Source organism: Chryseobacterium sp. D764 (assembly GCF_019317325.1).
Classification (GTDB): domain Bacteria; phylum Bacteroidota; class Bacteroidia; order Flavobacteriales; family Weeksellaceae; genus Chryseobacterium.
Map to the genome: position 1 here is coordinate 3,183,837 of NZ_CP079219.1, position 14,841 is coordinate 3,198,677.

At 37.1% G+C, this 14,841-nt stretch carries 14 protein-coding genes and 5 tRNA genes; 8 read left to right on the plus strand and 11 right to left on the minus strand.

Going from position 1 to position 14,841, the window contains the following annotated elements; genetic code table 11:
- Positions 1–9: 9 nt before the first annotated feature.
- The 3 genes from KYG33_RS14360 (at position 10) to KYG33_RS14370 (ending at position 4,080) form a co-directional block, all read left to right on the plus strand.
- Positions 10–1,164 (plus strand): TIGR03364 family FAD-dependent oxidoreductase, encoded by a 1,155-nt coding sequence (locus KYG33_RS14360; RefSeq protein ID WP_219071960.1) that lies wholly within the window; start codon positions 10–12, stop codon positions 1,162–1,164.
- A 7-nt stretch (positions 1,165–1,171) separates the two neighbouring features.
- Positions 1,172–1,840 (plus strand): HAD-IA family hydrolase, encoded by a 669-nt coding sequence (locus KYG33_RS14365; protein WP_219071961.1) that lies wholly within the window; start codon positions 1,172–1,174, stop codon positions 1,838–1,840.
- Between the two features lie 386 nt (positions 1,841–2,226).
- Positions 2,227–4,080, plus strand: coding sequence for an alkaline phosphatase family protein (locus tag KYG33_RS14370; protein ID WP_219071962.1), 1,854 nt, complete (start codon positions 2,227–2,229; stop codon positions 4,078–4,080).
- 75 nt (positions 4,081–4,155) lie between these two features.
- On the opposite strand, the gene KYG33_RS14375 is transcribed toward KYG33_RS14370, so the two are convergent.
- The 3 genes from KYG33_RS14375 to KYG33_RS14385 are packed head-to-tail and all read right to left on the minus strand — an operon-like array spanning position 4,156 to position 6,481.
- Positions 4,156–4,641, minus strand: coding sequence for a GNAT family N-acetyltransferase (locus KYG33_RS14375; RefSeq protein ID WP_077413180.1), 486 nt, complete (start codon positions 4,639–4,641; stop codon positions 4,156–4,158).
- A 14-nt stretch (positions 4,642–4,655) separates the two neighbouring features.
- On the minus strand, positions 4,656–6,071 hold the full coding sequence (locus tag KYG33_RS14380; protein WP_077413181.1) for a PLP-dependent aminotransferase family protein: 1,416 nt from the start codon (positions 6,069–6,071) through the stop codon (positions 4,656–4,658).
- 41 nt (positions 6,072–6,112) lie between these two features.
- On the minus strand, positions 6,113–6,481 hold the full coding sequence (locus KYG33_RS14385; RefSeq protein ID WP_180564842.1) for a hypothetical protein: 369 nt from the start codon (positions 6,479–6,481) through the stop codon (positions 6,113–6,115).
- 327 nt (positions 6,482–6,808) lie between these two features.
- Here KYG33_RS14385 and KYG33_RS14390 point away from each other — a divergent pair, with 327 nt between their 5' ends.
- Positions 6,809–7,429, plus strand: coding sequence for a helix-turn-helix domain-containing protein (locus tag KYG33_RS14390; protein ID WP_219071963.1), 621 nt, complete (start codon positions 6,809–6,811; stop codon positions 7,427–7,429).
- 73 nt (positions 7,430–7,502) lie between these two features.
- On the opposite strand, the gene KYG33_RS14395 is transcribed toward KYG33_RS14390, so the two are convergent.
- The 6 genes from KYG33_RS14395 to KYG33_RS14420 form a co-directional block, all read right to left on the minus strand.
- A complete protein-coding gene (locus KYG33_RS14395) occupies positions 7,503–8,207 on the minus strand; it encodes a hypothetical protein (protein WP_219071965.1) in 705 nt (234 codons plus the stop codon).
- A 137-nt stretch (positions 8,208–8,344) separates the two neighbouring features.
- Positions 8,345–8,428: transfer RNA gene (locus KYG33_RS14400), tRNA-Leu, on the minus strand.
- 75 nt (positions 8,429–8,503) lie between these two features.
- Positions 8,504–8,585 (minus strand) — tRNA-Leu (locus tag KYG33_RS14405).
- 120 nt (positions 8,586–8,705) lie between these two features.
- Positions 8,706–8,789: transfer RNA gene (locus KYG33_RS14410), tRNA-Leu, on the minus strand.
- Between the two features lie 6 nt (positions 8,790–8,795).
- Positions 8,796–8,871 (minus strand) — tRNA-Gly (locus tag KYG33_RS14415).
- 4 nt (positions 8,872–8,875) lie between these two features.
- A tRNA-Leu gene (locus KYG33_RS14420) sits at positions 8,876–8,957 on the minus strand.
- A 179-nt stretch (positions 8,958–9,136) separates the two neighbouring features.
- On the opposite strand from KYG33_RS14420, the gene KYG33_RS14425 reads away from it, so the two are divergent.
- The 4 genes from KYG33_RS14425 to KYG33_RS14440 are packed head-to-tail and all read left to right on the plus strand — an operon-like array spanning position 9,137 to position 12,006.
- Entirely contained in the window at positions 9,137–9,514 is a 378-nt protein-coding gene (locus tag KYG33_RS14425; protein WP_047380715.1) for a DUF3127 domain-containing protein, read from the plus strand.
- A 60-nt stretch (positions 9,515–9,574) separates the two neighbouring features.
- Positions 9,575–10,228 carry a leucyl/phenylalanyl-tRNA--protein transferase gene (aat, locus tag KYG33_RS14430; protein WP_219071966.1) on the plus strand — a complete coding sequence of 218 codons (654 nt, stop codon included), beginning with the start codon at positions 9,575–9,577 and terminating at the stop codon, positions 10,226–10,228.
- Positions 10,215–11,093, plus strand: coding sequence for a DMT family transporter (locus KYG33_RS14435; RefSeq protein ID WP_077413186.1), 879 nt, complete (start codon positions 10,215–10,217; stop codon positions 11,091–11,093). The genes aat and KYG33_RS14435 overlap by 14 nt, the downstream gene beginning before the upstream one ends.
- Positions 11,094–11,139: 46 nt before the next feature.
- Positions 11,140–12,006, plus strand: a complete 867-nt coding sequence (locus KYG33_RS14440) for a hypothetical protein (protein WP_219071967.1) — start codon at positions 11,140–11,142, stop codon at positions 12,004–12,006.
- 47 nt (positions 12,007–12,053) lie between these two features.
- Here KYG33_RS14440 and KYG33_RS14445 read toward each other — a convergent pair whose 3' ends face one another.
- Positions 12,054–13,436, minus strand: coding sequence for a tetratricopeptide repeat protein (locus KYG33_RS14445; protein ID WP_077413188.1), 1,383 nt, complete (start codon positions 13,434–13,436; stop codon positions 12,054–12,056).
- Positions 13,437–13,643: 207 nt separating this feature from the next.
- Entirely contained in the window at positions 13,644–14,612 is a 969-nt protein-coding gene (locus tag KYG33_RS14450) for a zinc-binding alcohol dehydrogenase family protein (protein ID WP_219071968.1), read from the minus strand.
- Between the last annotated feature and the right edge of the window lie 229 nt (positions 14,613–14,841).

The window sequence follows — 14,841 nt, forward strand, 5'->3', positions numbered from 1 at the left end:
TATAATACAATGACAACAAAATTTGATTTAATCGTTGTAGGAGGTGGAATTTTAGGAACATTCCATGCTTATCATGCGCTGAAGAAAAATCTTAAAGTAGCTTTACTGGAAAGAAATTCTGTTCCTCAGGGAGCCACTGTAAGGAACTTCGGACAGGTAGTACCGTCCGGAATGGATCTGAAATGGCAGAATTTCGGAAGAGAAAGTCTCACCATATACAATGAACTTCATACCCAGGCGGATCTTACCATCAGACAAAACGGATCTGTATATATCGCATCCAATGATGAAGAGCTTCAGCTGATTGAAGAGCTTTATGAAATCAACAGAAACAATGATTATGAATCTATTTTATTATCAAAAAATGACTGCGTTAAAAAATATGACGGGCTCCGTTCGGATTATTGTAAAGGAGGTCTGTTTTTCCCTCAGGAACTTTCAGTAGATTCTGCAGATATGATTGTAAAACTTCACAAGCTGCTTCAGGAAAAAATGGGACTGCAGATTTTCTACAATACAACGGTTCTTGAAACCCATGAAGATGATCAGAAATGTACAGCTGTAACTGCAGACAGAATGGAATTCAATGCATCTAAAATCATCATCTGTGGCGGACATGAGTTTAAGACTTTATATCCTAAAGTATTCAATTACAGTGATCTGGAAGTCAGTAAACTTCAGATGCTTCAGACCAAACCGCAGGGGATTTATTCGCTTCAGGGAAATATTCTTACCGGGCTTTCTGTCAGAAGATATGAATCATTCAGCGAATGTCCTTCTTTCCAGAAAATCAAGGCTTTAGAAGACCCGATTTCTTTTGAAAAGAAATACGGAGTTCATATTTTATTCAAACAGGCTCTTGACGGTTCTGTCATCATTGGAGATTCTCATGAGTATGCCGATGCTAAAAATGCGGATGATCTTGGATATGATCTTAATATGGAGATTGATGAATTCATGATTCTTGAGGCTAAAAAAATCATTGATCTTCCCACGTATGATATTCAGAGAAGATGGTTCGGAATTTATTCTCAGTGCAAAACCAAAGATATTTTTGAACACAGCCCATCTGCCAATATTCATATTGTAACGGGTATCGGAGGGAAAGGAATGACAGGAAGCGGTGGCTTCTCAAAATTTAATATTGAAAAAATTTACGCTTAAAATTTAAATGAAAAATATAGAATTACTGGTTCTGGATATGGCCGGAACAACAATTGATGAGGATAATGTAGTGTACAAAACACTTACCAATGCCGTGAATGATTACGGCTATGTGGTAAGTCTGGAAAAGGTATTATCCAGCTGTGCCGGAATGGAAAAACTGGAAGCTATTACAAGCCTTTTAAAGGAAATTAATGGCAATGAAGAGGACGCTCCCGAAATCTTTGAGAATTTCTCTGATCAGCTCAAAGAGTCTTACAAAAATCTTGAAGTAAAACCCATCACCGGAACGGAAGATTTCCTTCTCAGTATGAAGTCTCAAAACAAAAAGATCGTTTTGAATACAGGATATACATCTGAAATCGCTCATCAGCTTTTGAATAAACTCAACTGGAAAGAAAGTATTCATTTTGATGCTTTAATTACTGCGGATGATGTTTCGGAAAGCCGTCCAAGCCCTGAAATGATTCATCTTGCGATGAAGAAATTCAATATCACTGAAGCACATAAGGTTTTAAAAGCAGGAGATTCTGTTATTGATATTGAAGAGGGTAAAAATGCAGGCTGCGGACTTACGGTAGCCGTTCTTTCCGGAGCTCAGACCCGATCAGAACTTAAAAAAGCATCCCCTGATTATATTCTAAATACAATTTCTGAGGCTGAAGATCTTCTTTAAACACATCTTTTTTCAAACTATTTTTTAGTACTTCTTTACACAAATGTTTTCAAGGCAAATCATTGGAAACGTTTGTGTTTTTTACCACCCCGTCAAATTATAAATTTGACACCCCTCCGGAGGAGGGGAATATAGTACGTACAATTGAAGATTTTCGGACGCTGTTGTGAACTTTATATTCTCAAAGTTTGTTACTTAAAATAAACGGGATTTATTCTCTTTTGTGACTTTTGTGGTTAAACATTTCATTCTTTTTCTGGAACTTTTTAATTATCAATAAATTAATTTTCAGTTCACGCATGTTTACAAATAGTAAACTAATTTTACAATAGTTCAAAATAAATTACTATTTGTAAACTTTTCTATTTTCAAAAACTCTTTTCCCTATGAAAACAAAACTATTCTCAATGGCTGTTGTAATGAGCTGTTTCCTTGGAGCTCAGACCAAAAAAGTACTTTTTATCGGTATTGACGGTTGCCGTGCAGACGTAATGATGTCTACTCCTACTCCCAACATTCAAAATCTTATCAGTCAGTCGATCTATTCTGTCGACGGGCTTTGTGCTGCCACTACCTGGAGCGGAAACGGATGGAGTACGATGCTTACCGGTGTATGGCACACCAAGCATAATGTTCAGGACAATAATTTTACAAGCCCGAACTACGTCAATTATCCTGACTTTTTAACAAGAGCTGAAACTTACAATCCTGGTCTGAGAACTATTTCTCTTGCTCATTGGGCACCCATCAACGATAAAATTATCCAAAACGCTGATGTAAAAACCAATCTGGCAACAGATCTTGCAGTGAAAAATGCTGCTGTAACTGCTTTGCAGAATGATAATCCTGATATTCTCTTTGTAGATTTTGACGATGTAGACCACGCAGGACATTCTTACGGGTTCTCTTCCACCGTTCCTCAATATGTATCTTCTATTAAAACAACAGATACTTACATTGGAGAGATTGTTGCAGCGATGAAAAATAGACACTCTTATAACAATGAAGACTGGCTCGTAGTTCTTACTACAGATCATGGTGCGGTAGACAGCTCTCATGGTGGTGGAAATCTTTCTGAAAGAAATATTTTTACAGTATATTCTAATCCGGGATTTACTCCTCAGCAGATCAGCAAAACCGTTCTGGAATCCAATAAAACATTTAATCAGTTGAATTTTCCAGCGGGAACTTATGCAAAACCATCTAACCAGACACTTTTTAATTTTGGTGCCAATCAGGATTTTACCATTGAATTTTGGGTAAAACCTAATGCAGCCTATTCCAGTGATCCGGTAATGATCAGTAATAAAAACTGGGCTAATGGGAAAAATAAAGGATTTGTTTTCTCAGGATATTCCGGGCAGACATTCAAGATGAATATTGGTGATGGTACCAGCAGAATAGATCTTGTTGGCGGAAAAGTGGAAACCAATAAATGGAAGCATATTGCTGCCAGCTTTGACAGAGACGGCCTTGTAACGCTGTATGAAGATGGTGTTCCGGTAACTTTTGCTAAAATGAATACGATCGGAAATATTGATTCCGGGCTTCCTTTAACTTTAAATCAGGATGGAACAAATACTTATGGAATCAATCTGGCGGCTTCTTATAAAGATGTAAGAATCTGGAAATCGGCTCTTCCTAATGATGTGATTGTGAATTGGGCTAATCAGGATATTACGGCTTCACACCCTTATTATTCTCAATTATTAGCCAACTGGAAATGTAATGGAACTTCAGGAAATACATTGACGGATTCAAGCCCAAATGCTAATAATATGGCAGTAACAGGTTCTCCTACTTATAACACCGGTACTGTTAACAATTTTAAAGTGTATGATTATACTTCAACGACAAGAGAAACAGATCATTTCCCTACTGTATTGAACTGGCTTTGTATTCCGGTTCAGTCTTCATGGGGAATTGACGGCGTGAACAGAATTCCGGCATGTTCCAAAGAAGTATTGGCATCAAAAGAGACGAAGGTCATCGCTGATGATTTTAAAATATATCCCAATCCTGTTTCAACATTCATTGGAATCCAGTACAAGTCTGAGGATAAGGAAATTAAAGTAGAAATCATCGACAGTAAAGGAGCGATTGTTTCAACATCACATTTACAGTCTTCAAGAGAATATTACGATGAAAAAATAAATATCGGAAATCTTCCGGCAGGAATGTATTTTATTAAAATCAACGGAAGTAAAAAACCACTGACCCAGACTTTCATCAAGAAATAAAACAGTAAAGCAATTAGATTTAAATTTTGATATTAGAACAAGGATATTCCTATCCGAGTTCTAATATTTTTTTTGTTATATCTTCAAATCCAGCTCCATCTGCACATCTACACGGTCATATCCTGCAGCTACAATAGGTACATGTTTAAACCCAAGCTTTTCATAAAGTTTTATTGCAGGAACCAGCACAGAGTTTGTTTCCAGAACTACTTTTTCAGCATTCAGGCCTCTTGCCAGATCTACTAATGTGGCTCCCAGTAAATATCCTATTTTTTTACCCTGAGCTTTAGGACTTACCGCCATTTTTGACAGCTCAAAAGTAAGAGGTTCCTCTTTCGCTTTCACCAATGCACAAGTTCCTACAGCTTCATTATTTAACAGGGCAAAAACAATATGCCCTCCTTTATTTAAAATATGTTCTTCCGGATTATCCAACAGCTTATAATCACTGGCTTCCATCACAAAGAATGTTTTGATCCACTCTTCATTTAAAGCTTTGAAAGCTCCTTTATACTGAGGTTCATAGGCTACAATTTTTACTTCATTATTATTATCATTCATCGCTATAAGGTTTATTAAATTCTGTTTTTTATCATTTTTCCGAGCTTTTCAAGATCACTTTCCACTCTGTCTGTCCATTCTAATGCATAATTCAGACGCATACAGTTTTGGTACTGATTATATTGTGAAAACATTCTTCCCGGGGCGAAATTTACTTTCTGACTGACAGCCGCATCATAAAGATCTTCTGTACAGATTCTCTTATCAAGTTCCAGCCACAGCATAAAACCTCCTTTTGGTTCGGAGATTTTGGTATTGTCCGGAAAATATTCAATCACTGATTTCTGAATTTGAAGATAATTGGCGTAGAGTTTCTTCCTGAACATTCTCAGATGATGGTCGTACCGTCCGTGGGCAAGAAAATCTGAGATTACATCTGAAAATAATGACGGACTGGAAACCGTCTGAACGAGTTTCTGACGGATAATTTTATCTTTAAACTTCCCGGGAGCCACCCATCCCGTCCTAAAACCAGGAGCTAATGTTTTGGAAACAGATCCCACCCACATCACAATTCCTGCTTCATCATAAAATTTACAGGGTTTGGGTCTTCCTGCACCAAAATAGATGTTTCCGTAGACATCATCTTCAATCAGCGGAACATTCTGCTCGGTAAGCATTTTTACCAGTTCTTTTTTATTCTCATCAGGCATCTGGAATCCTAGCGGATTGTTATAGTTTACCACAAAACAACACGCAGACAGCTTTGGAAGCACTTTTTTTAAAGCATCCAGATCTACCCCTGTAATAGGATGAGTAGGAATTTCTACGGCCTTCAACCCTAATAAATGAATGGCCTGAAGAATTCCAAAATAGACCGGGCTTTCCACCGCTACGCAATCTCCCGGCTTAGTAACTGCCATCAGACAATTATATACTCCATTCATTGCTCCGGATGTAATTACCAGGTCATCTTCTGTGATTTTCCCTTCCATTACCATCGCCCATTTTGCTATTTCACGCCGAAGCTGTTCACTTCCCTGTACCGATTCATAATTGACTCCGCTGTCACTTTTCCTCTTCACCACATCAATCATGCATTTTTTCATCTTGGCTACCGGAAGAAGGCTTTTCCCGGGAATTCCCAGAGCAAACTGCGTTACATCAGTACCGGCAATCGTCCCGAATACTTTATCAAAGAGATCCTCAGGCGTATTTTTTCCTTCCGAATGCTTCATTTGAGCTACAGACGGCAGGGCAAGTTTCCGCTGGGAAGTCTGGCTTACATAATATCCGTATTTAGGACGTGATTCTACCAGAGACCTGCTTTCAAGCTCCATATAAGCCTGTTTTATGGTATTCAGACTTACGTTATATAACTTCTGGGCACTTCTCAGCGAAGGCAGCCTGTCTCCAAACTGCAGGGTTTCACTTTTGATCTGCTCTGTGACAGAGTTTGCTATTTTAAGGTACAGAACATCTTTGGGCATTGCATTACGGTTTTAAGTAAATGTACAATTTTATCATGGCTTTATTCAAGATTCAGCCAGCTGACCATTCTTCTTATACTGCTATTCAATTGTTCTGAATCCCTGAAATTAGGGGTACTATTATTTTTAAAATATCTTTCAGCACGGGAAAAGAAATTTCTCTTTTCGGATTCTGTTATTCTGTTTTTATCATAGATTATGAAAGATATTTCATCCTTTTCATTCACAATAAGACTGGCAAATGCAACGGTCTCATTTTTCTTTTTCGCCAACATAAAAGGAAGTCCGAAATTCGGGTCTACTTTCTTTACTTCTTTCATTTGCAGGAAAATCTTTTTCAGTTCAGGCATGTCCGAAATATATGCTTCGGCATACTGAATCTGCTCCTGAGGTTGAACCATCATTTCCATAAGTACTCTTCTTATTTAACAAAATTATGGAGTCTTTAAGTTTGGATACAGATACAGAACTATACAATATTCTGGGTACAGATTTATACTCGCAGGAATTTGTGATAACGAAAGAAAAACAGTTCCACAAACAGCATAGAAAATTGATATTATAAGGAACTTCATTTGTAGCAGTTTGTATTCTTAAAACAAATTATGCAATCTCTATTCATTCTCTGAAATATTGTGATACCAAATGGTTGCTTATCGTTGAGTTGCACAGAATTGCAAATATTTTTATCAATCATTTATTCGCATTATCTATATTTGCAAAAAATTTTAGACAACATGAGCTTCTTTGGAAGTAATATTAAGAAAATACGACAGGTTAAAGGATTAAGCCAAAAGGCCTTTGCAGACTTGTTTGATTTAAACAGAGGGGTAATAAGTTCTTATGAGGAAGGACGTGCAGAACCAAAAATAGAAACAATACTGAAAGTTGCCAATCATTTTAATCTTAATCTTGATAAATTTCTGACAGAAACCCTGCAGTCAAACCAATTGGGAAGTATTTCAAGCACTGATCAGCTCATGCTTTTCCCGGAATTGACTCATCAGAATGATAAGGAAACGCAAGTAACAACGGAAAATAAGAGTCTCAACACATCAATACTGCAAAAAATATTAGCATCCGTTGATTTGATCTATGAATTTACTATAGAAAAGCATCTATTACCACAATATCAATACGGAGATGTTATATTTCTGAATAAAGCTGATCTGACAACAGACTCTATTGATAATCTATTAGTTCACATCAATGGAAATCTTCAACATTCAACTGATAATCAAGTAACAAACAAAAAAAATAAGGAATACTATAAGGTTGTAGGATATGTTTCTACTACTGAAAAGAATATTTTTGACAGCATCTTTGAAAGACTGGAAAGGCTGGAAAATAAAGGATAGCCCGTCAATCAGACAAGAAATAAAAAATCCCTATGCATTTGATTGTATAGGGATTTTTATGAGCTATCATATTTTATTTAAAATCGTTTTCTTCAATACCCTTATTATAATACAATTCCACGAGGTTGGCTTCCTGATTTCCACTTTCAGAAACAAAAGTAGATTGAGTGGCATTCCAAAGATCACCGAACTTCTTGTAATCACTTTTTAAAACCTTTGAAAACGTATTCTTTTCTCCATTTTCAACAGTTTCTTCTTTGCTTAGAAAGAATGATTTCACATCATAATATAGATAAGTCACCTTTCCTGTTACATAGGTCGCTTTTATTTTATAATATATCTTATCAGGATTCTCATCAATAAGTTCAATTTTGTACAGTTTAGGATCTATGTAGGCTAATTCATTGATGATATATTTCCTGTCAGCTTTATCTTTGAATTCATCAGGATCAACCAGTTTTCTCTCACCATTAACCAACTCATATCCTGTTTTCCCATCAAACCAGGATCTGTATACGATCCTTCCCTGATATTCAATCTCAAAACTTCCTTTGTTAGGCACCATTTCTTTTGTGATCCAGTTTACCTTACGGCCGTCCATTACCGTTTCTGATTTGGAATAAAGTGTTTTTATGCTGCTTAAAAGCTTTTTCCCTCCTTCTGCCTGAATGGCTTTTTCAATAATTTCCCGGGCTTTTTTCTCGTTGGTTGTCTGTGAGAATAATTGATGAGAAGCAGTTATCATCGTAACTGCTAAAACGGTATTCAATAATTTCATGGTTGTTTTATTTCTGAAACAAATGTACCAAAAGCAGCCTCAATTTTTTAATTATATAAAATTATTTGTAATCGAAACCGATCTTCATCTTACCAGACATAAAAAACCCCTCCGTAATCAGATTACAGAGGGACTTGTACCCCAGACGGGACTTGAACCCGTACGTCCTTGCGGACACAGGATTTTAAGTCCTGCGTGTCTACCAGTTCCACCACCAGGGCATGGTGTGGGCAAAAAAAAAGATTCGAACTAGCGTTCCAACCTTTTGAATGACTCTGAAGAGTCTTTTCGCATAGTGCGGATGAAGGGACTCGAACCCCCACGCCTCACGGCACCAGATCCTAAGTCTGGCGTGGCTACCAATTACACCACATCCGCTGATTTGCCAATCTGTTTTTACAGATTTCAGCTATATTTCTTACAAATATAAGATTTTTATTTAAAGAACGCTCTCTATTAAAACAAAAAACCCTCCGTAAGATATTACAGAGGGTCTTGTACCCCAGACGGGACTTGAACCCGTACGTCCTTGCGGACACAGGATTTTAAGTCCTGCGTGTCTACCAGTTCCACCACCAGGGCATGGTGTGGAGCGAAAAACGGGATTCGAACCCGCGACCCCAACCTTGGCAAGGTTGTGCTCTACCAGCTGAGCTATTTTCGCATAGTGCGGATGAAGGGACTCGAACCCCCACGCCTCACGGCACCAGATCCTAAGTCTGGCGTGGCTACCAATTACACCACATCCGCTGGTTTTTTTATATTGTAAGTTTTAAAGAGCTTGCTTCGTTTTTGTGAGTGCAAATATAGGGCAATTTCCTTTACCACCAAACTTTTCAAGAAAAAAAATTAAAATTTCTACATTTTTTTTTCACGGCACCTTTTATTACATTTCATTTTCTTACTTTTACATCGTTAATATTTACGATATGGAATTACAAGGAACGGTAAAGAAACTTTTTGATGCTCAAACATTTGCGAGCGGGTTTCAAAAAAGAGAAATGGTTATTTTAACTCAAGAACAGTATCCACAGCCTATAAACATAGAATTTTTATCTGATAAAATCAGTTTATTAGATAACCTTAAAGAAGGAGAAAACGTAAAGGTAGGAATCAACATCAGAGGTAGAGAATGGGTTTCTCCTCAAGGTGAAACTAAATACTTCAACTCTATTACAGGGTGGAGAGTAGAGAAAGTTTCTGAAAATGCTTCAGAACCTACTCAGGCAATGTCTCAGCAATCTGCAACTCCAGTTTCAAACGAAAATCCGTTTGCGGGAGACGATGATGATGATTTACCTTTTTAATTAAAGAAAATAAGATCAAATATAAATCCTGCTTTTTGAAGTGGGATTTTTTTTCTAAGCATGGTTCGATTAGACGAAAACGAGATTTCATTTCCTGACCCTGAGCTGTATGACGGTCATGAAGGAGTGGTTGCTTTTGGAGGCGACTTGTCTGTAGAGCGTATCTGGTTTGCTTATCAACTTGGTATCTTCCCCTGGTACAATCCCGGAGAAGAAATTCTATGGTGGTGTCCGGATCCAAGGTTTGTACTTGACCCGGCAGAATTGAAAGTTTCAAAATCAATGAGAAAGATATTAAACAGAAACGTTTTTACTTTTTCAGAGAACAAAAATTTCAGGGAAGTAATCAGGAATTGTCAAAAGACAACCCGAAAAGGGCAGTCCGGGACATGGCTTTCTGATGAATTGATGCATTCTTTTATCCAGCTTCATGAATATGGTCTTGCTAAAAGTATTGAAGTGTGGCAGGATGAAGAGCTTGTGGGTGGCTTTTACGGATTGCAGATTGGCAGTGTTTTTTGTGGAGAAAGCATGTTTGCTAAAGTAAGCAATGCTTCCAAAGCAGGATTTATTCATTTTGTAGAGAGTAACAGAAACAATATTGAATTAATTGATTGTCAATCCCATACAGAGCATCTTGAAAGCCTGGGTGCTAAAATGATTCCTAAAAAAGAATTTCTAAAAATCTTACACGAAAATAATGAACGCGGATAAAGAAAAATGGGTTCTTCTGGTTATCCTGAGTATTATCTGGGGATCTTCCTTTATTTTGATCAAAAAATCTCTCGAGCATTTTAATCCTTATCAGGTAGGATCTTTAAGGGTTCTTATTGCGGGGATTATTTTACTTCCGATTGCGATTTCCAATTACAAGCTCTTCCCAAAAAAGCATTTAAAATGGTTAATTCTGGCTGCTTTTACAGGGAATTTTATTCCTATGTTTTTATTTCCAATAGCAGAAACCGAAGTGAGCAGCAGTATTGCGGGAATCATCAACTCTATGATGCCTATTTTCGTCATTATTGTAGGGGCTTTGGTCTGGAAATTCGAAACAACAAAAAAGCAGATTATAGGGACTTTAATAAGTTTTACCGGGGTTTGCATCCTTGCATTTGGAGGGGGTGACAGCGGAGAATTGAAAATGATTCCAATCCTATTGTTATTATTGGCTACTTTATGTTACGCCATAAGTACAACAACCGTCAAATCAAAGCTTATGGAGGTTTCTTCCACTGTTTTATCAGCTTTTGTATTCTCATTTGTCTTACTATTTCCATCCATTATAGCACTGACCTCCACCGGATTCTTTTCCGAATTCAGTTTTTCGAAAGATAATCTCCTGGGACTTATGTTTGTCGGTCTCTTATCTATCTTCGGAACGGGTCTTGCGATGACAATGAATTATCGTTTGCTGAAAGTTTCTTCTCCCCTTTTTGCTTCCACGGTTACTTTAATAATGCCAATTGTGGCTATTATCTGGGGAATTTTAGATGGTGAAAAACTGACTTATTTACAATTTATAGGGGCCGGAATCATCATTGGAGGGCTTATATTTTTAAGAACAAATCAAAAAAGATAAATCATATTATAAATTAAATTATATTTGACCGATTTAACTTATAACTATGAAAAAACTTCTACTTTGTGGCTCAATAGCCTTATTAACACTTTCGTGTTCTTCTGACGATGACACTCCTTTTGACAACAGTGATCCCTCCAATCAAAGTGTAATTCTTCCTACAAAAATGATCAAGGATGGTATTGTAATGAAAATCAATTACAACGGTACTAAAATCATCAGTATGATTAACAACATTAATCATGGGCAAAGAATTGAATTCACTTATACCGATGAGTATGTTACCGGAATCAAAAATTACGAAAACAATGTTCTTGAAAGCACGGTTGAATATGGATATAATAACGGTCGTATGTCTTCAGCAGTTACTAAAGAATATTCTACTACAGGCACAGTACAGAACACGGTTGCATTTACTTATGTTTATACAAGCAATACAGAAATCAATGTAAAAAGACAAACAAATTCCGGGGCTGCAGGCTCTTCTACAATCAACAGTGTATTTACCTACAACGATGGAAATATGGTAAGCAATGTAGGTTCGGGCACCGGAACAGTAAATGGAAACACTGTTAATTACACAGAAACAGAGACCTACACTTACACGGATAAAAACTATCCTTTTAAAAACGTAAAGGGTTTTGATAAAATCATATTCAATGGAAATGAAAGCAGCGATGGCGTAAGCATGTTGTTTTCAAATATAAAGAACAGCCTAAGCACCTATAAGGGGCAGTTTACCAATACTACAGCCGGCGGAGGAACCGGAACCGGAACAACTTCTCATAAATATACCGCTACATTTAATACCGCAGGTTATCCGTCTGTAGAAGACAGACAGTCTCTTGACAGTAATGGAAACCCTCTCACAAGTGCTCCTGATAAATTCATCTACGAATATAACTATCAATAAAAAAAACCTGCATAAATGCAGGTTTTTCTATTATTTTTTAGATTAATCTAGTTCTTTTTCCTCACTTTAGTAGCTTTAACCTTTTTCACTTCATCTTTAATGAAAGGATATTTTTTCTGCATATCCTTAGCTAAAGACGGATCAAGCTCTAATGCTTTCTGAAGTGATTCTGTTCCTTTATCCTGATCTTTCAAGTTGAAAAAACAATTACTCAACTGATAAAACAGCTCAGCTCTGTGATGTTTTTTTATGGCACTATTCAACACCGTTACCGCATCTTCGTACTCTCCTACCAACATTAAAACTTCTGAATAGGCATACCAGTTGTAGAACCTTGTAGGCTCTGCATCCACCAGCTTTTTAAGACATGAAAGGCTTTCTTCAAACTTCCCTGAGTCAATGAAAAGAAACGCTAATCTTTTTTGGTAATCAAGATTGTTTTCATTCAGCTGGGTAGCTTCTTTAGCATAGTGCAATGCTTCAGACATTCCGCCCATTTCTTCGTAAAGATAAGACTGTTCCATCATTGCAAGATAAAACTGAGGGTCTTCTCTCAATGATTTCTGGAATGCATTTAAAGCTAAAATAGGTTGTTTTAATGCCTTATTGCACAATCCGATTTTATAAAAAGTAAATGCTTTTGTGTATTCCAGCTCCAGCATTTCTTCATAAGTATCGATGGCTTTCTGGTATTGTCCCATAGCTTCATAACAGGCTGATTTGTTAGCATATACTCCTACAGAGCTTGAATTGATTGCCAACAAATAATCGTAGCCTCTTATGGCTTCATCATAATTTTTTCTGTTGAAATAGAATTGTCCGTATTCAAACCAGGCGGTTTCAGAATAAGGGAATTCATCTAAATATTCATTAAGAAAGGCTATAGCCTCCTCGCTCTTATTCAGGTCACTGAAGCACACCATACAGTTTTCCAGCGAATATTCGTCCGTTGGATCTTCTTTCAGTGCTTTTCTGTAATGTTTAAGGGCGTTAAAAGGATCTCCGAGATTCACATATTCATCCGCAATAAAGTTGTGGAGAAAGTTTTCTTCTTCCTCTAATGTCAAAGCTTTTTTACAAATTTCAATGGATTTTCTGGGATTTCCTAAGCTCGAATAATATTTGGCGTAACAAACCAAAAAGTCTGTGTTCTCCATAGAAGCACCTTTCAGCTCGTTGATAAGTTCTTTCGCCATATTATACTCTTCCCACTCCAAAAGGATCTCAAGCCTTTTGATCTTGATATCCAATGAATTGGGATGAAGCTTCAGTCCATAATTAACCGCCATATCAGCGTAATTAAAATCACCAAGCTCCAAATAATAAACAATAATGTCTTCCAACTCTTCTGTATCAAAGTAGAATTCGTCATTGTTTTCCATCATTTCCTCGAACTTTTTTACAAGTTCATTTCCAAAATACTCTTCCAATAGTGTCCTCTTTGTCGGCCTGATGTCTGAATTTGCTTACAAACCTCGGCAAACGGTTAGTTAATAATACATCTGAAACTGATATTCAAATATTTATGCAAAGTTGCAACTTTTTTTTGAATTTTCCATTTCATAAATTTCTATTATAAAAATAGTAAAAAAAGAAAACCGATAAAAGGATTGTGGATAAAAAAATGGAAATTGGGGTTAAATTCTTATGACCAGGCGTTTTCCGCTTTGTATCTCAGCATTCCACACGGCTTCGATATTTTTAATATCAACCTCTTCTGTTTCCATTTTAATTTTTCCTTCAACAGCTGCCTGGTACATTTCCGGAATAATTTCTGAAAACAGAAGTGCAGATTCTTCTTTTGTCCAGCTGCCCAATCCCGATCCTGAAATCTGAATATCAGTTCCTCTGAGAATCTGTGAAGAAAGCTGAACGGTATCTCCGCTCATTCCTCCTATTGTTACCAGTTTTGTTTTATGGGAAAAAGTTCCGTCTCCCTTAAAGGCGGACAATATCATTTCTACGGAATGGCCCCAGATATAATCCAAAATAATATCTATAGGTGTTTCCTGATGAACTTCTTTTATTTTTTGTTTAAAATCATGATCGTCCAGTTTGAGTGAAATTACCTCATCAGCGCCCAACTCAAGTAAAGACTCCAGAGATTTTTCATTTCTACCGGTAACGATAACTCTACCAGCTCCATATATTTTGGCGATCTGAACAGCAATTCTGCCTGTAATTCCTGTTGCTCCATTAATCAGGACCGTATTTCCCGGTTGCAACCCTGCCTTGAATTTCAAAGCCATCGCTGATCCCATAACAGCATTGGGTAGTGCTGCTGCTAACGAAAAATCCAGTTCTTCAGGAATCGGAATGATCATTTTTTTATCTGCTGCGGCTTTTTCGGATACGGTTCCTTTCTTGCTGAAAAAATAGACTTTATTTCCGTTTTCAAGATATCCTGCCCCATCTGTTCCAATAATTGTTGGCTGATGCTCCTGATTTTCTGTTGAATAGTGATTCCCTCCCGCTCTGGCTTTGTCAAGGTTTTTAATGGAGGCTGCTTTTACTGAAACCAAAATTTCATTTTCCTGTACTTCAGGCTCCGGGAAATCTGCATATTGAGGGATACTTCCTTTTTCAAATACTACTGCTGCTTTCATTCTTTAATTTTTATACAAAATTATGAGGGATAGGGATGGGAAAGCGATAACATTTGTTATCAGTTTGGGGAAATGAAGCTGGAAGAGGGAGGCTGGAGGTTTATAATCCTGATAATAGAGTTAAAAACGCGGAGATCGCTATGTAAATATGATATTATGATTATTATTTGTTCGCAAGGGCACTTCGTTTAGCAAACAACAATCACTGCTGAGTAAAATGCCTTTGCGA